The organism is Amycolatopsis roodepoortensis, from assembly GCF_024628825.1.
Lineage (GTDB): Bacteria > Actinomycetota > Actinomycetes > Mycobacteriales > Pseudonocardiaceae > Amycolatopsis > Amycolatopsis roodepoortensis.
In genome coordinates, this window is record NZ_CP102415.1 from 2,009,145 (window position 1) to 2,033,386 (window position 24,242).

18 protein-coding genes are annotated in these 24,242 nt (G+C 70.5%); 12 read left to right on the forward strand and 6 right to left on the reverse strand.

Annotated elements, in window-relative coordinates; translation table 11 throughout:
- The first annotated feature begins 8 nt into the window (after positions 1–8).
- From NQK81_RS09215 to NQK81_RS09235, 5 genes are all read left to right on the forward strand, one after another.
- Positions 9–842, forward strand: a complete 834-nt coding sequence (locus NQK81_RS09215; protein WP_257487865.1) for an urea amidolyase associated protein UAAP1 — start codon at positions 9–11, stop codon at positions 840–842.
- Positions 839–1,450 carry an urea amidolyase associated protein UAAP2 gene (locus NQK81_RS09220; RefSeq protein WP_257487866.1) on the forward strand — a complete coding sequence of 204 codons (612 nt, stop codon included), beginning with the start codon at positions 839–841 and terminating at the stop codon, positions 1,448–1,450. Before NQK81_RS09215 ends, NQK81_RS09220 begins: the two co-directional genes overlap by 4 nt.
- A complete protein-coding gene (gene uca, locus NQK81_RS09225; RefSeq protein ID WP_257487867.1) occupies positions 1,447–5,022 on the forward strand; it encodes an urea carboxylase in 3,576 nt (1,191 codons plus the stop codon). The genes NQK81_RS09220 and uca overlap by 4 nt, the downstream gene beginning before the upstream one ends.
- Positions 5,019–6,632, forward strand: coding sequence for an allophanate hydrolase (gene atzF / locus NQK81_RS09230; protein ID WP_257487868.1), 1,614 nt, complete (start codon positions 5,019–5,021; stop codon positions 6,630–6,632). The genes uca and atzF overlap by 4 nt, the downstream gene beginning before the upstream one ends.
- 255 nt (positions 6,633–6,887) lie before the next feature.
- Positions 6,888–7,475, forward strand: a complete 588-nt coding sequence (locus NQK81_RS09235) for a D-alanyl-D-alanine carboxypeptidase family protein (RefSeq protein WP_126731566.1) — start codon at positions 6,888–6,890, stop codon at positions 7,473–7,475.
- Between the two features lie 73 nt (positions 7,476–7,548).
- Here NQK81_RS09235 and bla read toward each other — a convergent pair whose 3' ends face one another.
- On the reverse strand, positions 7,549–8,463 hold the full coding sequence (gene bla / locus NQK81_RS09240; RefSeq protein ID WP_257487870.1) for a class A beta-lactamase: 915 nt from the start codon (positions 8,461–8,463) through the stop codon (positions 7,549–7,551).
- A gap of 185 nt (positions 8,464–8,648) precedes the next feature.
- Between bla and NQK81_RS09245 the strand changes: the two genes are divergently transcribed.
- Positions 8,649–9,881 (forward strand): thiolase family protein, encoded by a 1,233-nt coding sequence (locus NQK81_RS09245; RefSeq protein WP_257487871.1) that lies wholly within the window; start codon positions 8,649–8,651, stop codon positions 9,879–9,881.
- Entirely contained in the window at positions 9,881–11,992 is a 2,112-nt protein-coding gene (locus tag NQK81_RS09250) for a 3-hydroxyacyl-CoA dehydrogenase NAD-binding domain-containing protein (RefSeq protein ID WP_257487872.1), read from the forward strand. Before NQK81_RS09245 ends, NQK81_RS09250 begins: the two co-directional genes overlap by 1 nt.
- A 157-nt stretch (positions 11,993–12,149) precedes the next feature.
- Here NQK81_RS09250 and NQK81_RS09255 read toward each other — a convergent pair whose 3' ends face one another.
- Positions 12,150–12,695: a permease-like cell division protein FtsX gene (locus NQK81_RS09255; RefSeq protein WP_257487873.1), complete on the reverse strand. Its 546-nt coding sequence runs from the start codon at positions 12,693–12,695 to the stop codon at positions 12,150–12,152.
- Positions 12,696–12,773: 78 nt separating this feature from the next.
- On the opposite strand from NQK81_RS09255, the gene NQK81_RS09260 reads away from it, so the two are divergent.
- On the forward strand, positions 12,774–14,375 hold the full coding sequence (locus NQK81_RS09260) for a CehA/McbA family metallohydrolase domain-containing protein (protein ID WP_257487874.1): 1,602 nt from the start codon (positions 12,774–12,776) through the stop codon (positions 14,373–14,375).
- Positions 14,376–14,391: 16 nt separating this feature from the next.
- Here NQK81_RS09260 and NQK81_RS09265 read toward each other — a convergent pair whose 3' ends face one another.
- The 4 genes from NQK81_RS09265 to NQK81_RS09280 all read right to left on the reverse strand — a co-directional run bounded on the left by NQK81_RS09265 (position 14,392) and on the right by NQK81_RS09280 (position 18,637).
- Positions 14,392–15,216 carry an aldo/keto reductase gene (locus tag NQK81_RS09265; protein ID WP_126731556.1) on the reverse strand — a complete coding sequence of 275 codons (825 nt, stop codon included), beginning with the start codon at positions 15,214–15,216 and terminating at the stop codon, positions 14,392–14,394.
- Between the two features lie 26 nt (positions 15,217–15,242).
- A complete protein-coding gene (locus tag NQK81_RS09270; RefSeq protein ID WP_126731554.1) occupies positions 15,243–16,370 on the reverse strand; it encodes a sensor histidine kinase in 1,128 nt (375 codons plus the stop codon).
- Positions 16,367–17,044 carry a response regulator transcription factor gene (locus NQK81_RS09275; protein WP_185927010.1) on the reverse strand — a complete coding sequence of 226 codons (678 nt, stop codon included), beginning with the start codon at positions 17,042–17,044 and terminating at the stop codon, positions 16,367–16,369. Before NQK81_RS09275 ends, NQK81_RS09270 begins: the two co-directional genes overlap by 4 nt.
- 111 nt (positions 17,045–17,155) lie before the next feature.
- The gene (locus NQK81_RS09280) at positions 17,156–18,637 is read right to left on the reverse strand and encodes a PucR family transcriptional regulator (RefSeq protein ID WP_257487875.1); all 1,482 of its coding nucleotides are present in this window, start codon (positions 18,635–18,637) and stop codon (positions 17,156–17,158) included.
- Positions 18,638–18,747: 110 nt separating this feature from the next.
- Between NQK81_RS09280 and NQK81_RS09285 the strand changes: the two genes are divergently transcribed.
- From NQK81_RS09285 to NQK81_RS09300, 4 genes are read left to right on the forward strand one after another with little or no spacing between them, the layout of a single operon-like run.
- A complete protein-coding gene (locus NQK81_RS09285) occupies positions 18,748–20,199 on the forward strand; it encodes a sodium:solute symporter family protein (protein ID WP_257487876.1) in 1,452 nt (483 codons plus the stop codon).
- Between the two features lie 21 nt (positions 20,200–20,220).
- Entirely contained in the window at positions 20,221–21,174 is a 954-nt protein-coding gene (gene speB / locus NQK81_RS09290; protein ID WP_034318045.1) for an agmatinase, read from the forward strand.
- Positions 21,171–22,826, forward strand: a complete 1,656-nt coding sequence (locus NQK81_RS09295) for a thiamine pyrophosphate-binding protein (RefSeq protein ID WP_257487877.1) — start codon at positions 21,171–21,173, stop codon at positions 22,824–22,826. Before speB ends, NQK81_RS09295 begins: the two co-directional genes overlap by 4 nt.
- Positions 22,823–24,229 carry an aminobutyraldehyde dehydrogenase gene (locus tag NQK81_RS09300; protein ID WP_257487878.1) on the forward strand — a complete coding sequence of 469 codons (1,407 nt, stop codon included), beginning with the start codon at positions 22,823–22,825 and terminating at the stop codon, positions 24,227–24,229. Before NQK81_RS09295 ends, NQK81_RS09300 begins: the two co-directional genes overlap by 4 nt.
- The last annotated feature ends 13 nt before the right edge of the window (positions 24,230–24,242 follow it).

Here is a 24,242-nt window from a genome sequence, read left to right on the forward strand (position 1 = left end):
AAGGTTCCATGAGCACGACATCGACCACGTACGGCGCTCGCGACCACGCCCGCGCCCAAGCGGGCACGGTGGCCGAAGCGATGCCGTCCATCCCCGCGTCCACCTGGCCGGATCCGCCGCCCGGGATCGACCCGGCGAAGCTGGTCTGGGCCGAGACCGTCGCCGGTGGCGGCTACACCCACAAGGTCCTCGCCCGCGGCACCGAGCTGCGGCTGACCGACGTCGAGGGCGACGCCTGCGCGCATCTGCTGCTGTACAACGCGGACCAGCCCTGGGAGCGGCTGAACGTCGCGGACACGGTGAAGGTCCAGTGGAACGCCTATCTCGGCGAGGCGATCGCGCTGCTGTCGGACCAGGCGCGGGTGCTCGCGACCGTCGTCACCGACGAGAGCGGCAAGCACGACGCCCTCTGCGGAACGTCCACTGTGGACGGAAACGCCGGGCGCTACGGGGATGGTAGCCCGCAGGGCGGTTCGCCGTCGGGGAACGCGCTGTTCACCCTCGCCGCCGCCAAACACGGCCTCACCCCGCGCGATCTGCCGCCGAGCCTGTCCTTCTTCCAGGGCGTGCACGTGGAGGCCGACGGAGGGCTGACGTTCACCGGCTCGGCGGGCCCCGGCAAGACCGTGGTCCTGCGCACGGAACTGCCGGTGGTCGTCCTGATCGCCAACGTGCCGCATCCGCTCGACCCGCGCCCCGGCTACACGGTCACCCCGCTGCGCGTGCTCGCCCAGCAGTCCGCGCCGTCCACTCCGGACAGTCCCGAATGGACTGCGTCACCCGAAGCACAGCGCGCCTTCGAGAACACCGCCGACTACCTCACCGCAAGGGGCCTGGCATGACGATCATCTCCGACACCGTGGTCGCCGCGCGGGCGCCGTACTCCACCGTGCTGCGGAAGGGCGAGACGCTCGCGATCATCGATCTCGGCGGCAACCAGGCCGTCGACTTCCTCTGCTACGACGCCGCCGACACGGCGAAGAGATACAGCGCGGCCGCCACGATCGCCGCACAGCGCAACATCTTCCTGACCACCGGCAGTGTGCTGCGCACCGGCGAGGGCGCGCCGCTGCTGACCGTCGTCGAAGACACCTGCGGACGGCACGACACGATCGGCGGCGCCTGCAGCAAGGAGTCGAACAGCCTCCGCTACGGCCAGCACACGCGGTACCAGCACGCCTGCGTCGAGAACTTCCTGACCGAGGGCGCCAAATGGGGTCTCGGCAAACGAGATCTGGTCAGCAACGTCAACTGGTACATGAACGTGCCGGTGGAACAGGACGGCACGCTGGGCATCGTCGACGGCATCTCCGCGCCCGGCCTGGAGGTCAAGCTGCGCGCCGAGACCGAGGTTCTGGTACTGGTGTCGAACTGCCCGCAGATCAACAACCCGTGCAACGGCTTCGACCCGACACCGGTCCGGATGATCGTCACCGGCGGTGACGCGTGAAGCTGCTCGTCGCCAACCGGGGGGAAATCGCGGTCCGGATCATCCGCACCGCAAAGGAGATGGGCATTCCGACGGTCGCCGTCCACTCCGACGCCGACCGTACGGCCGCGCACGTACGACTCGCCGACGAAGCCGTCCGGCTCGGCCCGGCGCCGGCGAGGGAGAGCTACCTCCTCGCCGACGCCATCATCGAAGCCGCGTTGAAGACCGGGGCGGACACGATCCACCCCGGTTACGGTTTCCTGTCCGAGGACGCCGCTTTCGCCAGGGCCGTGGAAGCGGCCGGGATCCGGTTCGCCGGTCCCGCCGCGGAGCATCTGGAGGTTTTCGGCAGCAAGCACACCGCACGGGAAAAGGCCGTCGAGGCGGGCGTTCCGCTGCTGCCGGGCACCGGGCTGCTGGCCGGCTTGGAAGACGCCGAGGCGGCGGCGGAGGAGATCGGCTATCCCGTGATGCTCAAGGCCACCGGCGGTGGCGGCGGGATCGGCATGCGCGCCTGCGCGTCCGCCGCCGAACTGCGCGACGCCTGGGAAGCGGTGCAGAGTATCGCGGCCAAGAGCTTTTCGACCTCGGGCGTGTTCCTCGAACGGCTCGTGACCCGCGCGCGGCACGTCGAGGTCCAGGTCTTCGGCGACGGCACAGGTGAGGTGATGGCGCTGGGCACGCGGGACTGCACCCTGCAGCGGCGCAATCAGAAGGTGCTCGAAGAGTGCCCCGCTCCGGGACTTTCCGAAGCGGTGCGGGATAAACTGGTCTCGGCGGCCGTCGGCCTCTGTGCTTCGGTGCGCTACCGGTCGGCAGGGACGGTCGAGTTCATCTACGACCCAGTCCGCGAAGAGGCCGCGTTCCTCGAAGTCAACACGAGGCTTCAGGTCGAGCATCCGGTGACCGAGGCGGTGTACGGGATCGACCTGGTCGCGTGGATGCTCCGGCTCGCCGACGGCGACACCGGGATGTTCGCCACCGCGCCGTCGCCACGCGGGCACGCGATCGAAGCGCGGGTCTACGCCGAGGATCCCGCCGCCGGGCACCGGCCGAGCGCGGGCCTGCTGACCCGCGCCGACTTCCCCGAAAACGTCCGGGTCGACAGCTGGGTCGAGGCCGGCGCGAACGTGACGACGCATTACGACCCGTTGCTCGCCAAGGTGATCACCGTCGGCGCGGACCGGGCCGAGGCGCTGTCCGCGCTGGGCGAGGCGCTCGGCGAAAGCCGGGTGGACGGCGTCCGGACGAACCTCGGTCAGCTGCGCGCGGCCGCCGCGGATCGGCGGCTGCACGAGGTCACCCACGACACCGCGACCCTCGACACGATCGCCGACCCCGAACCGCGGATCGAGGTTCTGCGCGGCGGCACGATGACCACCGTCCAGGACTGGCCGGGCCGGCTGGGATTCTGGCACGTGGGTGTCCCGCCGAACGGGCCGATGGACGACCTGTCCCTGCGGCTGGGCAACCGCGCGCTGGGCAATCCCGAAGGCGCGGCGGGCCTGGAGTGCACTGTGGACGGTGTCTCGCTGAAGTTCACCGACGACGCGATCGTTTGCGTCACGGGATCGCCGTCGCCGGTGACCGTCGATGGCGCCCCCGTTCCACAGTGGACGCCGGTCGAGATCCCCGCGGGCGGAGTGCTCGACGTCGGCACCGGGACCGCCGGGCTCCGCGCGTACGTGCTCGTCCGCGGCGGGATCGCCGTGCCGGACTTCCTTGGCAGCGCGGCGACGTTCACGCTCGGCGGTTTCGGCGGGCACGGCGGGCGCGCGCTGGCGACCGGGGACGTCCTCTACCCCGGTCCTCTTCCGGAGCAGGATGTCACCGGCCCCGTTCCCGAGGCCGAACGCCCGGTCTTCGCCGCGCACTGGGAGATCGGCGCGGCGGAGGGACCGCACGCGGCGCCGGAGTTCTTCACCCCGGACGACGTCGAAACGTTCTACGCCACCGACTGGGAGGTGCACTTCAACTCCGCCCGGACCGGTGTCCGGCTGGTCGGGCCCAGGCCGCGCTGGGCCCGGGAGGACGGCGGCGAGGCGGGTCTCCACCCGTCGAACATCCACGACACGCCGTACGCGATCGGGGCCGTCGACTACACCGGTGACCTGCCGATCCTGCTGGGCCCGGACGGGCCGAGCCTCGGCGGCTTCGTCTGCCCGGCGACCGTGGTGACCGGGCAGCGGTGGAAACTCGGCCAGCTGCGGCCGGGCGACACCGTGCGGTTCGTGCCGATCACGACCGAGCACGCGGGCTCTTTGCGTATCGCGCCGGGCTCGGCGGTCAAGGCGAGCCGTAAGCCGATCGACGACGGCGGCATCCTCGGTCGTCTGTCCACGTCGGACGAGAATCCCGAGGTCACCTACCGGCGCAGCGGCGACGACAACCTGCTGATCGAGTACGGGCCGATGAAACTGGACCTGGCGCTGCGGATGCGGGTCCACGCGCTGGCCGATCGGCTGACCAGAGAAGGACTCGAGGGCGGCGGCGGTGTCGTCGACCTGACCCCGGGCATCCGCTCACTGCAGGTCCACGTCGACCCGGACGTGCTCCCGGTGCCGAAACTGCTCGGCCTCGTACAGGAGGTGGAGCACGATCTGCCGCGCACCGCCGACCTCGTGGTACCGAGCCGGACCGTACGGTTGCCGTTGTCCTGGGACGACCCGGCGACGCGCGAGGCGATCGAGCGGTACATGGCGGGCGTGCGCGACGACGCGCCGTGGTGCCCGTGGAACATCGAGTTCATCCGGCGGGTCAACGGTCTGTCCAGTGTGGACGACGTCTATCGCACGGTGTTCGACGCGGAGTACCTGGTGCTCGGGCTCGGCGACGTCTACCTCGGCGCGCCGGTGGCCACCCCGCTGGACCCGCGGCACCGGCTGGTCACCACGAAGTACAACCCGGCGCGGACCTGGACCGCGGAGAACTCCGTGGGCATCGGTGGCTCGTACCTGTGCATCTACGGGATGGAAGGCCCCGGCGGGTATCAGTTCGTCGGGCGGACCGTGCAGGTGTGGAGCGGCTGGCGGCAACGCGGGTCGTTCGAACCGGGTTCACCGTGGCTGCTGCGCTTCTTCGACCGGATCTCGTGGTACCCGGTGACCGCCGAGGAACTGCTCGACCTGCGGGCACAGAGTTCGGCGGGGGAACTGGAACTCGACATCACCGACGGCGAGTTCGCGCTGGCCGACCACGAGCGGTTCCTGGCCGACAACGCCGACGACATCGCCTCCTTCCGGGCGAAGCAGAGCGCGGCGTTCGAAGCGGAACGGCAGGCCTGGGCGGCGGCGGGCGAATTCGACCCGCGACCGGAACCCGTCGGGGCCAAGGTCCCGACCACGAAGGTCGAGGCGCCGCCCGGTGGGCACGTCGTCGAGGCGCCGTTCGCCGCGACCGTGTGGCGGGTGGACGTCGAGCCCGGCAAGAAGGTCGACGCGGCGGAGACGCTGGTGATCCTCGAAGCGATGAAGACCGAGGCGCGGATCCCCGCGCCCGCCGCCGGGGAGGTCGTCGAGGTGCTCGTCTCCCCCGGCGATCAGGTCGCCCCCGGCACGCCGCTGGTGGTTCTGGGAAGGAGCGCGGGATGAGCGTGCCGGAGCGGGTGCGCGCCGCGTACCACCGGATCGCGCGGGTCGACCGGCCCGAGATCTGGATCGGCCTGCGGCCGGAGGAAGACGTCCTCGCCGACGCGGAGAAGCTGGAAGCCCGTCGCGCGGCGGGGGAATCCTTGCCGCTGTACGGGAAACTCGCCGCGGTGAAGGGCAACATCGACGTCGCCGGGCTGCCGACGACGGCGGCTTGCCCCGAGTACGCCTACTCGCCCGCCGAGGACGCGCCGGTGGTGGCGCGGCTGCGTGCGGCCGGGGCGCTGATCCTGGGCACGACCAATCTGGACCAGTTCGCGACCGGGCTGGTCGGCACGCGCAGCCCGCACGGCGCGGTCCGGAACGCGATCGATCCCGCGTACGTTTCGGGCGGGTCGAGTTCGGGGTCGGCGGTCGCGGTGGCGCTCGGGATCGCGGATCTCGCGCTGGGCACCGACACCGCCGGATCCGGCCGGGTCCCGGCCGCGTTCAACGGGATCGTGGGGCTGAAGCCGACGCGCGGGCTGCTGCCGACGACCGGTGTCGTGCCCGCGTGCGCGAGCATCGACTGCGTGACCGTGTTCGCGCGGACGGTCGACGAGGCGACGGCGGCGTTCGCCTGCCTGAGCGAGCCGCGGGATCTTCCCATGCTGAATCGCCCTTTCCGGATCGGCGTGCCTGAGGAGCTGGGTCCGTTACAGGAAGGCTGGGCCGAGGCGTTCTCCGCGGCGGCTCACGAGTTCCGTGACGCGGGCGCCGAACTGGTCACTGTCGACATATCGGCGTTCCTGGCCGCGGCGCGTCTGCTGTACGAGGGCGCGTTCGTGGCCGAGCGGTACTCGGCGGTCGGCGAGTTCATCGACGCCCACCCGGACGCCGTCGATCCCGCCGTGCGGCGGATCATCAGTGCGGCCAAGGACATCCCGGCGCACCGGTTGTTCTCCGACCTCGCGACGCTCGGGGATCTTTCGCGGGAAGCGTCGGCTGTCTTGTCCACTGTGGACTGCCTGCTGCTGCCAACCACGACGGAACATCCGACGATCGCCGACGTCGAGGCCGATCCGCTGGGCGTGAACGCCCGGCTGGGCCGGTTCACGAACTCGACGAACCTGCTGGGCCTGTCGTCACTGGCCGTGCCCGCCGGGACAGTGGGCGGGCTGCCGTTCGGGGTGATGCTGGTCGGTGCCGCCTACGCCGACCGGATCCTCGCCGACGTCGCCCGCTCGGTGCCGCGGCGGACGCGGATCGCCGTCGTCGGCGCCCATCTGCGCGGGCAGCCGCTGAACCACGAACTGACCTCGCGGGGCGGCCGGTTCGTGGCGGCGGGGCCGACCGCGGCGGAGTACCGGCTGTTCGCGCTGGACACCGTGCCGCCGAAGCCCGGTCTCGTCCGGGTCGCTTCGGGCGGCGCGGCGATCGAGGCCGAGGTGTGGGACCTGCCGCTCGCGGGCTTCGGGGAGTTCGTCGCCGGTGTCCCGGCGCCGCTGGCGATCGGGAAGGTGCGGCTGGCCGACGGGAGCGACGTGTCCGGGTTCGTGTGCGAACCCGGCGCGGTGGAGGGCGCCGAGGACATCACGTCGTACGGCGGGTGGCTCGGGTACTTGAGCCGTTGAGTCGCGCCTCGCCGGACGCGTCGCGAAAGCCACTTTCAGGACGTCAGACGTCGCGAAAGTGGCTTTCGCGACACCCAGCCGCCGACGGCCCCGCAGGAACGTCGCGAAAGCCACTTTCGCAACGTTGAAGGTTGCGAAAGTGGCTTTCGCAACGCCGCCCTCCACCTGGGCTTTCCGATTCGGTTGGCTTACCGGGCGGTTCTGGGAACAACCTCACAAACCCTGGCGCCCCGCCGGGCGCTGGGTAGTTTCGAGGTGGTGCCGACCACATCCATCTCCAGCCGCCGGACCGTGATCAGCGTGTTCGTGGCGCTGGGACTCGTCGTGGCCGCGATGGTGACGCTGGGCGCCACCGGCTTCGCCGTCAAGCAGGTGACCGGGCAGGCGCTCGCGGTCCTCGAAGAGGTCCCCGGACCCGAGTCCGGCCCGACTTGCGCCGTCGACAAGCGCTATGTCGACGAAGAGACCTTCGGCATGCGCCCGGACGTGATCGACGCGTGGAACGCCCTCCGCGCCAAGGCCAAAGAGCAGAACGTCACGCTCTGCGTGAACGACGGCAAACGCAGCCGGGCCCAGCAGCAACGTGAATTCGACAAGGCCGTCGAGCGGTTCGGCTCCGTGGAGCAGGCCAAGAAATGGGCACTGCAGCCGGAGACTTCCATGCACGTCAAGGGAATCGCCGTCGACATCCAGCCGCTGAACTCGGCCGCCTGGGTGGACAAGAACGGCGGCGCGCTCGGCTGGTGCCGCCGCTACGACAACGAGAAGTGGCACTTCGAATACGACCCGGCCTGGATCACCGCCGGCTGCCCCGCCCTGCTCCCCAGCGCCACCGGCAACTAACGCGTAACTCGCGTGCTTGGAGACGTAACTCGCGTGATTGAAGGCGTAACTCCTCTGAACACGCGAGTTACGCCTAGGTCAGCGTTTCGGCGACGTACTTCGCGGCCTCGGCGAGGAGCGCCTGGTCGTACGGAGCGTCCTTGGTCGCTTTGCTGGACATGATCGCGACGACGATCGGTGCTTTGTCCGGCGGCCACACGACGGCGATGTCGTTCAGCGTGCCGTACTCGCCGGTCCCGGTCTTGTCGGCGACGGTCCAGCCGGACGGCAGGCCCGCGCGGATCCGCTGGGCGCCGGTGGTGTTGCGCTGGAAGAGGTCGCGCAGGAAGTCCCGTTTGTCGGCCGTCAGCGTGTCGCCCAGCACGATCTCCCGGTAGTCGGCGGCGAAGGCCCGCGGCGTCGTGGTGTCGCGAAGGTCGCCCGGCGTCGCTTCGGTGATGGCCGGTTCGACCCGGTCCATCCGCGTGACGGTGTCGCCGAGGCTGCGCGTGAACGCCGTCAGTTCGGCGGGACCGCCGAGGTCCCGCAGCAGCAGGTTGCCCGCGGTGCCGTCGCTGAACCGGATGGCGGCGTCGCACAACTGGCGGATCGTCATGCCGGTGGCGACGTGCCGCCCGGTGACCGGGGCGTGTTTCATCAGGTCGTCCCGCGAGTATTCGACCCGGGTTTCCAGATGCGACAACGGATTGCGCTGCAGGACCGCGGCGGCGGCCACCCCTTTGAACGTCGAACAGAACGCGAAACGCTCGTCGGCCCGATACTCGACCGTGGCACCGCCTCCGGTGTCGACCGCGTACACGCCGAGCCTGGCGTCGAACTTCTTCTCCAGCTCCATCAGCCGGTCATGGAACTGACGCGTAGTGGGTGGTGGCGGAGGAGCAGGCGTCGGCGAGGCGGGCGGATTCCCCCGGGTGCAGGCGGCCAGCGAGGCGAGGACCGCCATCCCCAGCAGCGCGCGACGGGTGACGGCCGGCCCCGGCGAGTTCATCGTGATCCCTCCCCCTGATCACCTCGAACATAGCAACTTCCCCACGGCCCCCGGATCGGCCAAGCGGCCGAGGCGGGTGACCCCGGGAGTGTGCCTTCGCCCACTCGACCGGGCCACCATCCTGGTTACCGACGGGTAACCGGGGCTAGGGTGCGGTCAGGACTACCTCAACTTCAGGAGCATTCGTGGCCGCAGGAGCAACACCGCTCGCGCCGAACGCGCGGTCGGTACGCAATGTCGCCTTCGTCGAAGGGGTGCGAACGCCCTTCGGCAAGGCAGGCGAAAAGGGTATGTACGCCGGCACCCGTGCCGACGATCTCGTCGTCAACGCCATCCGTGAACTGCTGCGGCGGCACCCCGAGCTGCCGCCCGAGCGCGTCGACGAGGTGGCGATCGCCGCCACCACCCAGATCGGGGACCAGGGCCTGACCATCGGCCGCACCGCCGCGCTGCTGGCCGGTCTGCCGAAGTCGGTGCCCGGCTTCGCGCTGGACCGGATGTGCGCGGGCGCGATGACCGCGGTCACCACGACCGCGAGCGGGATCGGCATCGGCGCGTACGACATCGCCATCGCCGGCGGCGTCGAGCACATGGGCCGCCACCCGATGGGCGAGGGCGTCGACCCGAACCCGCGCATCATCGCCGACAAGCTCGTCGACCCGACGGCGCTCGTGATGGGCCAGACCGCGGAGAACCTGCACGACCGGTTCCCTGCCATCACCAAGCAGCGCACCGACGCCTTCGCCGCGCGCAGCCAGGAGAAGTACGCCGAGGCCGTGAAGACCGGCAAGATCGGCCCCGAGCTGGTCCCGGTCGCCACCCGGTCCAAGGAGCTCGGCTGGGGTCTCGCGACCGAGGACGAGCCGCCGCGCCCCGGCACCACCGTCGAGCAGCTCGCCGGGCTGAAGACGCCGTTCCGCCCGCACGGCCGGATCACCGCGGGCAACGCGGCCGGTCTCAACGACGGCGCCACCGCGGCCCTGCTCGCCGACGAGGACACCGCCCGCGAGCTCGGCCTGCCGATCGGCATGCGCCTGGTGGGCTACTCCTTCGCCGGCGTTGAACCGGAGGTCATGGGCATCGGCCCGGTCCCGGCCACCGAGAAGCTGTTCAAGCGCACGGGCCTGTCGATCGACGACATCGGCCTGTTCGAGATCAACGAGGCGTTCGCGGTCCAGGTGCTCGCGTTCCTCGACCACTTCGGCATCGCCGACGACGACCCCCGCGTCAACCAGTGGGGTGGCGCGATCGCCTGCGGTCACCCGCTCGCCTCGTCCGGCGTCCGGCTGATGACGCAGCTCTCGCGTCAGTTCGCCGAGCGCCCCGACGTGCGCTACGGCCTGACCACCATGTGCATCGGCATCGGCATGGGCGGCACCGTTATTTGGGAGAACCCGGCCTTTGAGGGGGCGAAGTAATGACTTTCACCGCTGAGCAGGCGAAAGCCGCCTTCCCCGACGAGGTCGTCACGAACGCGGTCACGCGTCTGGTGAAGGTGCCCGGGCTCGACAAGCCGGTCGCCCTGATCACCCTGGACAACGGCCACGACCACACCCGGCCGAACACCTTCGGCCCGCAGGGCCTGGTGAGCCTCGACGCCGCGATCGACGCCGCCTTCGCCGCGGAACCCGCCGCGATCGCGGTCACCGGCAAGCCGTTCATCTTCGCCGTCGGCGCCGACCTTTCCGGTGTCGAAGCGGTCGCGGACCCGGCGCTGGCGCGGGAGATCGCGCAGACCGGGCACGACGTGTTCCGGCGCCTCACCGAATCCGAGATCCCGACGTTTTCGTTCATCAACGGCGCGGTCATGGGTGGCGGGCTCGAACTCGCCCTCTCCTGCCACTACCGCACGCTTTCGGAGAACACGGCCGCGATCGCGTTCCCCGAGGTCTTCCTCGGCCTGTTCCCGGGTTGGGGCGGCACACAGCTGCTGCCGAACCTCATCGGCCCGGACGCCGCGGTGACCGTGATCATCGAGAACGCGCTGGCGCAGAACAAGATGCTGAAGGTCGCGCAGGCGGCGGAGCTCGGCATCGTCGACGAGGTCTTCGGTTCTGCCGACTACCTGGAGCAGTCCCTGCTGTGGCTGGCGAAGGTCGTCAACGGCGAGATCACCCCCGCCCGCCGCGAGATCGACCGCGGCGCGGGCTGGGACGCCGCGATCGCCCGCGCCAAGGCCATTGTGGACGGACGCACCAAGGGCGCGTCCCCCGGCGCGACCAAGGCCGTCGAGCTGCTGGAGCTGGCCCGCGAGAACGATCTCGACCGCGGTTACGCGGCCGAGACCGACGGGCTCGCCGGACTGCTGATGGACGACACCCTGCGTGCCGGGCTGTACTCGTTCAACCTGGTCAACAAGCGCGCCAAGCGGCCGGCGGGCGCGCCGGACAAGTCGCTGGCGCGCAAGGTGAACAAGGTCGGCATCGTCGGCGCGGGCCTGATGGCCAGCCAGATGGCGCTGCTGTTCGTCCGCCGCCTCAAGGTGCCGGTGGTGCTCACCGACGTCGACCAGGAACGCGTCGACAAGGGTGTGTCCTATGTGCACGATGAGATCGACAAGCTGCTGGCCAAGAAGCGGGTTTCGCCGGACGGCGCGAACCGGCTGAAGGCGCTCGTCACCGGCTCGCTCGACAAGTCCGCGTTCGCCGACGCCGACTTCGTGATCGAGGCGGTGTTCGAGGAGCTGGGCGTCAAGCAGAAGGTCTTCGCCGACCTGGAGCAGTACGTCTCGCCCGAGGCGATCCTGGCGACGAACACCTCGTCGCTGTCGATCACCGCGATGGCGTCGCAGCTCAAGCACCCGGAGCGCGTGGTCGGGTTCCACTTCTTCAACCCGGTCGCGGTGATGCCGCTGCTGGAGATCGTCCGCGCGGAGAAGACCGACGACGCCGCGCTGGCGACGGCGTTCGCGCTCGGCAAGCAGCTCAAGAAGTCGAGCGTGCTGGTCAAGGACGCGTCCGCGTTCGTGGTCAACCGGCTGCTGCTGCGGTTCCTCGGCGAGGTGCTGGTGACCGTCGACGAGGGCACGCCGTTCGACGTCGCCGACAAGGCACTCGAACCGCTGGGCCTGCCGATGACGCCGATGACGCTGATGCAGCTGGTCGGCCCGGCGATCGCCCTGCACGTCGGGGAGACCCTGCACGAGGCGTTCCCGGACCGGTTCACCGTCAGCGAGAACCTGGACCGCTTCGTGAAGGCGGGCAAGAAGGGCGTCTGGCAGTGGGACGACAAGGGCAACGCCACCGTCGACCCCGAGGTGGCCGAGCTCTGGCAGCAGGGCGACTCGCCGTCGACGTCCGAGCAGGTGCGTGACCGCGCGCTCGCCGCGATCGCCGAAGAGATCCGGATCATGCTCGACGAGGGCGTGGTCGCGGAGGCGCAGGACATCGACCTGTGCCTGATCCTCGGCGCGGGCTGGCCGTTCTGGCTCGGCGGAATCACGCCGTACCTCGACCGGGCGGGTGTGTCCGAGAAGGTCAACGGCAAGCCGTTCCTGGCCCCTGGCGTGGCGAGCGTGCCGCTCTCCTGAGCCTCGACGAAAGGCCACCGTCGGCGATCCCTTGATCGCAGGCGGTGGCCTTTCACGTTTTCCGCGGATTTGATGGCGAGCCGCTACGTTTTCGTGAAAGCCTTGGGCCTGTACGGGAAAGTTCGTCTCCCCGGCCATCCCCCGGGGAGACGGGCCGTCAGCGTTCCCCCGAAGGCGGGCAGGGCGGCGGCGTGGCCGTCAGCTGAGCGGCGATCCGCGCGGGATCGAGCACGTCGACGTTCTTCGCCTCGGGGAACCGCTGCCGCAGCTCGTTCGCCCACGCTTCGACGTCGGTTCCGGCGACGGGGACCAGATGCACGACCGCCGGCAGGGCATCCGGTGTCGCGTTCTCCAGCAACTCCGGCTTGTTCGCGAAAAGCTCCTTGAACCGCTCGTACGCCTGCGCCTTGGTTTCGGTGAACACCCGGCGGGCCTTCGGATCGTCCCGGAGGGCCTGGGCAGCGGTATTCATGTCCTCGTCGGCGTCGATGAACACCGCCAGCCGAAGCCCGCAGAGTTCCCGCTCCCCCAGCGGAACGGGCCCGGTGTCCCGGGGCAACGCCGCCGGGGCGGGCGGATCGGTGACCCGGTTCAGGACGACGACGGCCGTCGTCACGACGGCGGCGACGACCAGGACCGCGACGACTCCGACCACCCAGAGCAACCGCCGCGGTGCCTTGGGTGTCCGTTCCGGTTGTTCCACAGGGACGATCATCACACGGCGCGGTTCATTCGCCGTCCGGACATCACCCGTTCAGCCGGGCTCTTTACCGTGCCGCCGGTGAACAGCGAAAAGCCCGGCGTCGACCGCCGCGGATTCCTCAAGCGCGCGGGCCTCGTGTCCGCGGCGGCCGCGGGTGCCCCGCTCGCCGCCACCGCCCCGGCGGAAGCCCTCGACCTGAACCTCGACATCGATGTCGACCTGCTCTTCGGCCGGGACCGCTACCGGTGGCTGGTGGGTGATCACCACATCCACACGCAGTACTCCTACGACGCGATGTACACAGTGGACGGAATCGCCGTCGACGCGCGCCGCCACGGGGCGGACTGGGCGGTGATCACCGATCACGGCCACGCCGCGCACGAGAAGTCGTCGGTGGAGCGCACGGACGCCGCGATCCGGGCGGCGCAGCGCGAGCACCCCGATCTCCTGCTGTGGCAGGGCATGGAGTGGAACGTGCCGGGCGCCGAGCACGCCACGCTGTTCTTCCAGGCGGGGGCGAACCAGGCCGCGAAGCTGCGGGAGTTCGAGCGCACCTTCGACTGGCGGCTGACCGGGACCGAACCGGGCACCCCGGACAACGAGGCGCTGGCCGTCGCGGCGATCCGCTGGCTCGCCGCCGAAGAGCGGGCCCGCCGGATCCACGCGCCGGTGGTGGTCGTCAACCATCCGCTGCGCAACGGCCGGATCGCCCCGCACGAGATCCGCGCGCTGCGCGACGCCGCGCCCGGGATCGTCATCGGCATGGAAGGCGCGCCGGGCGCCCAGGCCGACGGCTTCCCGAAACCGCTCGGGAGCGGCGGCGGCGCGCGTGGCGGGTACGGCAACTCCCCCGGTTCGAACTCGTGGCCGGGTTTCCCCGCGTCGGCGTACCGCACCTACGGCGGCTTCGATTGGAGCACCGCGACCGTCGGCGGGCTCTGGGATTCGATGCTGGCCGAAGGAAAGCCGTGGTGGATCACGAGCAACTCCGACTCGCACTACAACCGCGGCGACACTCATGTCCGGCCCGGCGTCCCGGACGGCTACTACGACGAGCACGGCGCCTACCCGGACCCGATCGACACCGGCGTCCCGCAGACTCTGCCGCCGTACGCGGACTTCGCGCCCGCCGAGTTCAGCAGGACCGTCGTCGGTGTGTCGCGCCGAAGCCACGAAGGTGTGTTGGAGGGCCTGCGCGCGGGACGCGTCTGGGTGGTCCACGGCGGGCTCGCGCAGGAACTGGAGTTCGGCGCGTACAGCGGGTGGAGCTCGGCGACGATGGGCGGCAGGCTGCGGGTCCGGCGCGGATCCGACGTCACGGTCGTCGTCTCGGCGAAGCTGGCCGCCCGGCCGAACGGCGGCGGCACGATCCCCCGGCTCGCGCGGCTCGACCTCGTTTCGGGACCGGTGACCGGCCCGGCCGCCGACCGGGACACGCAGACCGCCCCGGGCACGCGGGTCGTGCGGTCCTTCGAACCGCGGTGGGCGCCGGGCCGGCGGGTGGCCTTCCGGCACACGTTCCGCAACGTGCGCGAGCCGTTCTTCGTGCGCACGCGCGGCACGGACGGCAAGAAGCACGTGGCCGGCGGGATCGAACCGAGCGCCGACGTGGTCGGGCAGTCGAACCCGTTCGAAGACCTGTGGCTCTACGGGAACCCGATCTTCGTGGACGTGCGGTAGGCGACCGGGGCCGGGTCTAGGCGCCCAGTGTGTCCGGATCCGGTCCCAGCCGCTTGCCTTGCTCAAGGGTCGCGATCGCGGCGCCGTCGTGCGCGTCGAGCGCGAAGTCGAAGACGTCGATGTTCTCCTTGATCCGTTCCGGCGTGACGGACTTCGGGATCACCAGATGGTTCATCTCGACATGCCAGCGCAGCACGACCTGCGCCGGTGTCTTGCCGTGCTTCTCCGCGATCGTGGTGATCTTCTCGTCGGCGAGCAGTTCCCCGCCGCGCGCCAGCGGACCCCAGGCCTCGGTGACGATCTCGTGCTTCTCGTGGAAGTTCCGCAGCAACGGCTGCTGCAGCCACGGGTGGCATTCGATCTGGTTCACCGCCGGGACGATCCCGGTCTCCTCGATCAGCCGCTCCAGATGCGGGATCTGGAAGTTCGAGACGCCGATCGCCTTCGCCCGGCCGTCGGAGGCGATCTTTTCCAGCGCCCGCCACGTTTCCACGTACTTGTCCTGCGCGGGCAGCGGCCAGTGGATCAGATACAGGTCGACGTACTCGAGGCCGAGCTCGCCGAGGCTGGTGTCGAAGGCGCGCAACGCCGAGTCGTAGCCGTGCTCGGTGTTCCACAGTTTCGTGGTGACGAACAGTTCCTCGCGGGGCAGCCCGCTGGTGCGGACGGCCTCGCCGACTCCGCGTTCGTTGGCGTACAGCGTGGCGGTGTCGATGGCCCGGTAACCCGCCTCGATGGCGGTGCGGACCGCGGCCACGACCTCGTCGTCGCCGATCTTGTACACCCCGAACCCGAGTTGCGGGAGGGACGTGCCGTTGTTCAGCCGAATACTGGGGACCATGGTCGAACAGTAACCCCAGGCGGGGGTCAGGGCAGAGCGGGCAGGTGCACGGTCACCGAAAGACCGCCGCCCACAACGGGTTCCGCGGACACCGTGCCGCCGTGCGCCTGGACCGCGGCCCGCACGATCGAAAGCCCCAGCCCGGCGCCGGTGCGGGCGGTCCTGGCGACACCGGCGCGGCGGAACGGTTCGAACAGTTCGGGGACCGCGGCCGGGTCGAGCAGGCCGCCGGACGACCGCACCCGCAGCACCGACCACTGTGGACCCGCCTGCGTGACGACGTCCAGCCACCCGCCGTCGACGTTGTGCCGCACGGCGTTCTCCAGCAGGTTTCCCGCGATCCGCTCCAGCAGCGCCGGATCGCCGAACGTCGGCGCGCCCTGGGTCGCGAATTCGACGCGGAGACCGCGTTTCTCCGCGTCCGGCCGCGCCGCGCGCCACGCGGTCGCGACGATCACCGCGAGATCGACCGGTTCCCTGGCCACCAGTCCCGCGCCGTCGGTGCGCGCGAGCAGCAGCAGCGAACCGACCAGCCGCTCGGCCCGCTCGGTCGCGTCGCGGACCACACCCGCCATCCGGCGTAATTCGGCTTCGTCCGCGTGCTCGTCGGCGAGGGTGACGTCGAGTTCGGTGCGGATGACCGCGAGTGGCGTCCGCAGTTCGTGGCTGGCGTTCGCGACGAAATGCCGCTGCGCGTCGAACGCGGCCTGCAGCCGGTCGAGCATGTCGTCGAAGGTCTCGGCCAGTTCGGCGAGTTCGTCCTTCGTGCGGACCTCGCCGATCCGCTCGCCCATCGATTCGATCGACAGGCGCCGCGCGGTACCGGTGATCTCGCGCAGCGGTTGCAGGACCCGCGCGGTGAACGTCCACGCGAGGATTCCCGCCGCCAGCACGACGAAACAGAACGCGACCGCGCCGAAGAGCAGCACCCGGTTCCTGGCGTACACCCGCAGATGCTCGGTGACCGCGGATGCGTCGACGTCGACGCCGTCGACCCGCACCGTGGTGCCCGGCGGCAGCTGCGGGACGGCGGAAACCGCGTCACCGACCAGGTTCCAGGTCAGCCAGAGCAACAGGAGGCTGACCAGTGCCACCAGCCCGGTCGCGAGCAGCGTGACCCGCGCGCGCAGGCTGCGGGCACCGGACAGGTTCACCCGCGTGCGGTCCCCTGCTCCGGCACCCGGTAGCCGGAGCCGACGACGGTCTCGATGATGCCCGGCTCACCGAGCTTCTTGCGCAGGGTCATCACGGTGACCCGGACGGTGGTGGTGAACGGATCGGCGTTCTCGTCCCACACGCGTTCGAGCAGTTCCTCGCTGCTGACCACCGAACCGGCGGCCGAAAGCAGCACCTCGAGCACGCCGAACTCCTTGCGGGTCAGCTCGATCGGACCGCTCGCGCGGCGGACGGTCCGCCTCGCCGGGTCCAGTTCGACGTCGCCCGAAGTCAGCAGCGGCGGCGCGGCCGGAGTCGCGCGGCGGCCGAGCGCCCGCACACGCGCGACGAGTTCGGGGAAGGCGAACGGTTTGGCGAGATAGTCGTCGGCGCCGAGGGAAAGCCCGTCGACGCGGTCCGAAACGGAACTGCTCGCGGTGAGCATCAGGACGCGGGTCAGCTCGCCGGACGCGACGATCTCCCGGCACAGGTCGTCGCCGGACATGCCGGGGAGGTCGCGGTCGAGCAGCACGACGTCGTACCGGGTGACGGCCGCCTTCTCGTGCCCGTCGTCACCGGTGAGCGCGATGTCCACCGCCATGCCCTCGCGCCGCAGGCCGCGTGCGATCGCGTCGGCGAGGGGTTCTTCGTCTTCGACTACCAGAATTCGCACGACCCTACGTTGCCACACATTCCTGAGAGTGACCTTATTGGACCAACCGGCGGTGACCGTTCGGTACCGGTGGTCGTGAGTGGCGTTTCGGGTTAGAACCCGAAACGCCACTCACGACCACCGCAAGGCGAACCACAGCCGCATCCGGATCTCCGGATCCGCCAGGTCCACCCCCAGCGCCCGTTCGATCTGCCCGATCCGATGCCGGACGCTGTTGCGGTGCACGCCGAGTTCGGCGGCCGTCCGGTCCCAGCCGCCGTGGTGCGCGAGCCAGGTGCGCAGCGTCCCGACCAGTTCGCGGTCACCCTTCCGGTCGAGTTCGCGCAGGGGCGCCAGTGCCTGGGCGGCGAACCCGGCGGCGGCGCCCGGATCGATCAGCGCGTCCAGCCCCGCGGTGCCTTCCGCCACGATCGGCCGTTCCAGCGCGGCGGCCCGCGTCAGCAGCAGCTCGATCTCCCCCGCCGCTTCGGGAAGCCGTGCGGGCGGGACGGGCGAACCCACGACCGCGAGCCAGCCGTCGGCGCGGAGCCGGTCGAGGTCACCGATCTCCGGCGCCTCGCGGACGATCGCGGTGAACCGCGGGCCCGGCCGCAACCGCACGAGCGGGGTGTCGAGCCGGGCGCGCAGCCAGTCGTAGCGGGCGGCGACCTCGTTCGGCCCCCGGCGGTACGCGATCCCCGCGACCACACGGCGTTCGTCCCCGCCGATCACGCCGGTCTCCCCCAGTAGCAACGCCGTGGCGGTGGCGCCCAGTCCGGCCGCGTCCGAACCCGCGCGGCCCGCCAGCCCGAGCAGCGCCGCCCCGACCGACAGGATCGAGCGGTCCGCGCCGTCGAACCGGGCGACGCGGCCGACCACGACCAGATGCGACGCCGTCGCCTGCGGGTACACCGGCTGCGCGACGACGTGGGTGCCGTCGGCCAGTTCCGTGGTCGCGCTGCGGATCCCCCGGCCCGTCCGGAGCGTGGCGAGGAGCTCGCGGACTTCCGCGGGCAGCGGCGACGGCGCCCCGTGGTCCGCGGCGAGGACGTCGTCGACGCCGACCAGCGCCACCCAGGCCCCGAGCCGCCCGGCCAGCGCGCCGGCCAGTTCGCCGAGCCCCTCACCGGCCGCCCTGGTCAGCGCCTCGCGCGCGATCGCGATCCGCCGCTGCTCCCGCTGCCCCGCCTCGGCGAGGGCGACCGACACCGCGCGGCTGATCGCCAGGAACGGCGTCCGCGGCTGGACGACCAGCAGCGGGAGCCCGTGCCGGGCGCACGCCGTCCGCAACGGCGGCGGCAGCGTCTCGTAGGCCCCCGGTGTGAGCCCGAACCCCAGCGCGGAGATCCCGCTTTCGGCCAGCCGCCGGACGTAGCGGTCGATCTCGGCAGGCTCGACCGGCAGGTTCACCCCGGCGGTGAGCAGCAGTTCCGCCCCGAGGAGGTACGGCGCGGGATCCAGCAGCTCGCTGACGTGGGCCCAGCGCACCGGGGCGTCGAGCGCGCCCGGCCGCAGGGTCTCCACGACCGGGTCGAGTGCCAGTTCCGGGTTGCCGACCACGGCCCGTAACGGGACATTCACATCCGCGTCGAACGGATCGTGGCTTCGGGTCATTTCATCCTCACTCACACCAGAGTTCGGATGGATCATCCCATGTCGTTCAAGCCGCGAACGAACCTACGGTGACCCGAACGAAGCGAACAGCCCAAGTCAAGGAGGACACCGTGGCCGGTGACTACGCGGTGATCGCGCTCTACATAGCGGGCATGATCGGGGTCGGCTGGTTCGGGCTTCGGCTCGCGAAGACCAAATCCGACTACCTCGTCGCGGGCCGCCGCCTCGGCTGGTTCATGTACTCGGGCACGATGTCCGCGGTCGTCCTCGGCGGCGCTTCGACGGTCGGCGGGGTGAAGCTCGGCTACACCTACGGCATCTCCGGCGCCTGGCTCGTGATCGCGATCGGCGTCGGCATCCTGGTCCTCCACACGCTGTTCGCGCGGCGGCTGGTGAAACTGCGGGTCTACACCGTCGGCGAGATGCTCGACCTGCGCTACGGCGGTTCCACCAGCACCATCTCCGGCGTGGTCATGTGGGGCTACACGCTGATGCTGACCGTCACCTCGACGCTGGCGTTCGCCACCATCTTCAAGGTCCTGTTCAACGTGCCGAGCTGGGCGGGCATCGCCATCGGCGGGTCGATCGTGGTGCTCTACTCGGTGCTCGGCGGCATGTGGTCGATCACGCTGACCGACATCGTCCAGTTCGTCATCAAGACCATCGGCATCCTGCTGATCCTCCTGCCGGTCTCGATCGTCTCCGCGGGCGGTTTCGACGGGATGGCCGCGCGGCTGGACGAGAGCTACTTCGAACTGACCGCCATCGGCGGCGACACGATCTTCACCTACTTCCTCATCTACAGCTTCGGCCTCTTGATCGGCCAGGACATCTGGCAGCGCGTGTTCACCGCGCGGACGCCGGGCATCGCGACCGGCGGCGGCGTCATCTCCGGTGTCTACTGCCTGGTCTACGGTCTCGCCGGCGCGCTGATCGGCACCGCGGCCAAGACGCTGTACCCGAACCTCGCCAGCGCGCAGGACGCGTTCGCGACCATCGTCGAGGACCAGCTGCCCTCCGGGGTCCGCGGGCTGGTGCTCGCGGCGGCGCTCTCGGCGATGATGTCGACCGCGAGCGGCGCGCTCATCGCGTGCTCGACGGTCAGCACCTCGGACCTGCTTTCCAAGCTGGGCCTGAAGAAGGCCGTCAACGAGGTCACGAGGAACCGGGTCACCACGCTGGTACTCGGCATCGCGGCGATCGGCATCGCGATGGTCGTGGACGACGTCGTCAACGCGCTGACCATCGCCTACGACATCCTCGTCGGCGGCCTGCTGGTCGCGATCATCGGCGGGCTGGCCTGGAAACGCGGCACCCGCCAGGGCGCGCTCGCGTCGATGGTCGTCGGCACCGTCGTGGTCATCACGTTCATGTTCGTCGACGGAGTCGAGGCCAACAGCCCGATCTACTGGGGCCTCGGGTCCAGCCTCGCGGTGTACCTGCTGGTCAGCTTCCTCACCCCGCGGACCTCGGACGAGATCCTCTCCGTGTGGACCCGCCGCCTGAACGGCAGCGCGGCCGACGAAGAAGAAGAGGCGAAACTCGCCGCTTCGCAGTCCTGACAACCATTCGAAGGAGACACAGTGCCTGAGCAGACCCCGATCGGACCCGTCGACTCTTCGAGGGTGCCCCGGTTCGCCGGTTTCGCGACCTTCGCGAGGCTGCCGCGGATCGATCAGGTCGAGCACGCCGACGTCGCCGTCGTCGGGGTGCCGTTCGACGCCGGGGTGTCCTACCGCCCCGGCGCGCGGTTCGGCCCGGCGGCGCTGCGTGAGGCCAGCCGCCTCCTTCGCCCGTACCACCCGGAACTCGACGTTTCCCCGTTCGCCGAAACGCAGGTGGTCGACGCCGGTGACATCGCGCTCAACCCGTTCAACATCGGCGAAGCGATCGAAACGCTGCAGAGCGAGGCCGAGGCGCTGACCGCGAACGGGACGCGCCTGGTGACCGTCGGCGGCGACCACACGATCGCGCTGCCGCTGCTGCGGGCGGCGGCGAAGAAGCACGGACCGGTGGCACTGCTGCACTTCGACGCGCACCTCGACACCTGGGACACCTACTTCGGCGAGCCGTACACCCACGGCACCCCGTTCCGGCGGGCGTCCGAGGAAGGCCTCCTCGACACCGAAGCGCTGTCCCACGTCGGCACGCGCGGCCCGCTGTACGGCAAGCGGGATCTGGAAGAGGACCGCCGCCTCGGATTCGGCATCGTCACCTCCGGCGACGTCATGCGCCGCGGGGTCGCCGAGACCGTCGACGCGCTGCGCCAGCGCATCGGCGGCCGCCCGCTCTACATCTCGGTCGACATCGACGTGCTCGACCCCGCGCACGCGCCGGGCACCGGGACCCCGGAAGCGGGCGGAATGACCAGCCGCGAACTGCTGGAGATCCTGCGCGGGCTGCGGGACTGCAACCTCGTCGGAGCCGATGTGGTGGAGCTGGCCCCGGCTTACGATCATGCCGAGATCACCGCCATCGCGGCTTCCCACGTCGCCTACGACCTGGTGAGCCTGCTCAGTTTGGGGAAGGGCGCATGACCAGCACTGAACGGATAGGCGGCGACGTAGTCGTCGAAACCCTCCACGCGCTCGGCGCGGACACCGTCTTCGGCCTGCCGGGCCAGCACGCGCTCGGCCTGTTCGAAGCGCTGCGGCGCACGGACGACCTGCGCGTCGTCAGCTCGCGGGTGGAGAACAACCTGGCGTTCGCGGCCGACGGGCACGCCCGGGCCCGGCTCGCGGCGAATCCCGAGGGCCCGGTCCCGGTGACGCCGATGATCGTGTCGACCGGCCCCGGCGCGTTGCTGACTTTGGCTTCCTTGCAGGAATCCCGGGCGGCGTCGGTGCCAGTGCTCGGGATCTCCAGCCAGATCCCGGTCGCCGGGCTCGGCGGTGGACGGCACGGGTACCTGCACGAACTGCCCGACCAGCAGGCCAGTTTCCGCGATGTGGTGAAGTCGGTGCACGTGGTGCGCACCGTCAGCCAGATCCCGACGGCATTGCGCGAGGCCTGGGAGTCGGCGGCGACCGCGCCGTACGGCCCGGTGTGGGTCGAGATCCCGCAGGACATCCTGCTGGCACCCGCCGATCTGCCGCGGATCACGTCGGTGACGGCACGGCCCGCACCGCTGGAGCCCTTGCCGGAGCTGATCACCGAAGCCGCGGATCTCCTTGGCGCGGCGAAGAATCCGGTGATCCTCGCGGGCGGCGGCGCGCTGCGCTCCGGCGCGCAGGCGGAACTCAAGGCGCTCGCGGAGGCGCTGCGCGCGCCGGTGCTGTCGACGTTCGGTGGCAAGGGCGTGTTCGGCTGGGACCACGAGCTGTCCGGCCGGTCGTGGCTCGAAGACTGGCACAGCACCGAGTTCCTGTCGGCCGCGGACGTGCTGCTGGTGCTGGGTTCCGGGCTCGGCGAGCTGTCCAGCAACTATCGCGAATTCGCCCCGCGCGGCCGGCTGATCCAGATCGAGGCCGATCTCGGGAAGCTGGAGTCGAACTACCCGGCCCTGGGTATCCACGCCGACGTCCGGCTTGCCCTGCAAGGGCTTCTGGAGCAGGTTCCGTTCCGCCCGAGCGACGGCGTCGCCGAGAAGGCGGTCGCGGATCTGCTGGCCAAGGTGCGCGAACGTCTCGACGGCCAGGCCCTCGAAGCCGAGCGCAAGCTGATCGACGACATCCGTGCGGTGATCCCGGCGGGCACACAGACGTTCTGGGACATGACGATCGCGGCCTATTGGGCCTGGTCGGCGTGGAACCCCGAGGGCGCGCCGATCCACACCGCGCAGGGCGCGGGCGGGCTCGGTTACGGTCTGCCCGGCGCGCTCGGCGGCGCGGCGGCGACCGGCGGCCCGACGCTGGCGGTGTCCGGCGACGGCGGCGCGATGTACGGCATCGCGGAGCTGGCCACGGCGGTCCAGCACGGGCTGGACGTGACGTGGCTCGTCATCGACGACGGCGGCTACGGCATCCTGCGCGAGTACCTGACCGGCGCGTTCGGCCAGTCCACGGCCACCGAACTCGCGCGGCCCGATTTCGCCGCGTTGGCACAGTCCTTCGGCGTCCCGGCCACGGTGTCCTCTTTGGACACCGTCGGGAAGGATCTCGCCGAAGCCCTCGGCACCCCCGGTCCGTCGCTGGTCGTCCTCCCCGCCCTGCTGAAGATGTTCGAGCCGACCCACCTGGAGAAGAAATGACTCAGGTCCTGAATTTCGTCGACGGCGCCGAGGTACCGGCGGCGGGCTCGCGGACGCTCGACCTGGTGGATCCCGCCACCGGTGAGGTCTTCGGCACCAGCGTCCTGTCCGAACAGTCCGATGTGGACGCCGCGCTGGCGGCCGCCGAGCGGGCGTTCAAGGTGTGGCGCAAGAGCACTCCCGCCCAGCGCCAGCTCGCGCTGCTGAAGATCGCCGACGCGGTGGAGGCCCGCGCGGAGGAGTTCGCCGAGCTCGAAATCCGCGAGACCGGCAAGATCCGCGCCGTCGTGCTGGACGAGGAGATCCCGGAGTGCGTCAGCGCGCTGCGGTTCTTCGCCGGTGCGGCGCGGCAACTCGAAGGCACCGCGTCCGGGGAGTACCTGCCCGGCCACACGTCCGCGATCCGCCGCGAGCCGGTCGGCGTCTGCGCGCAGATCGCGCCCTGGAACTATCCGCTGATGATGGGTGTCTGGAAGATCGCTCCCGCGCTGGCCGCGGGCAACACCGTCGTGCTGAAGCCCGCGGAGACCACGCCGTCGACGGCCGTGCTGCTGGCGAAGGTGGCGGCGGAGTTCCTGCCGCAGGGCGCGTTCAACGTGCTGTGCGGCGACCGCGACACCGGCCGCGCGCTGGTGAAGCACCCGATCACCGAGCTGGTGTCGATCACCGGCTCGACCCGCGCCGGGATCGACGTCGCCACCGTCGCGGCGGCCGACCTCAAGCGCACGCACCTCGAACTCGGCGGCAACGCGCCGCTGCTGGTCTTCGGCGACGTGAACCTCGCCGAGGCGGCCGAGGGCATCGTCGGGGCGGCGTTCTACAACGCCGGGCAGGACTGCACCGCGGGCAGCCGCGTACTGGTGGACGCGGCGATCCACGACGAGTTCGTCGCGGAGCTGACCAAGGCCGCCGCCACGCAGCAGCCCGGCACGGACTTCGGCCCGCTCAACAGCGAGGCCCAGTTCGGCCGGGTCCGCGGGCTCGTCGAGCGGCTGCCGTCGCACGCCCGCGTGGAGACCGGCGGCGTACCCGCCGGTGACCGCGGTTTCTTCTTCTCCCCGACCGTGATCTCGGGCCTGAAGCAGGACGACGAGATCGTGCAGGAGGAGATCTTCGGCCCGGTGATCACCGTCCAGTCCTTTGTGGACGAGGACGAGGCGGTGCGCCTGGCCAACGGCGTCCCGTACGGGCTCGCGTCGTCGATCTGGACCAACGACCTGTCACGCGCGACCCGCGTTTCGGGCGAACTCGACTTCGGCTGCGTCTGGGTCAACACCCACGGGCCGCTGGTCTCGGAAATGCCCCATGGCGGCTTCGGGCACTCGGGCCACGGGAAGGACCTCTCGTCCTACTCCTTCGCCGAGTACACCCGCGTGAAGCACGTCATGACCCGCTTCGCCTGAAGCCGTACCGGAG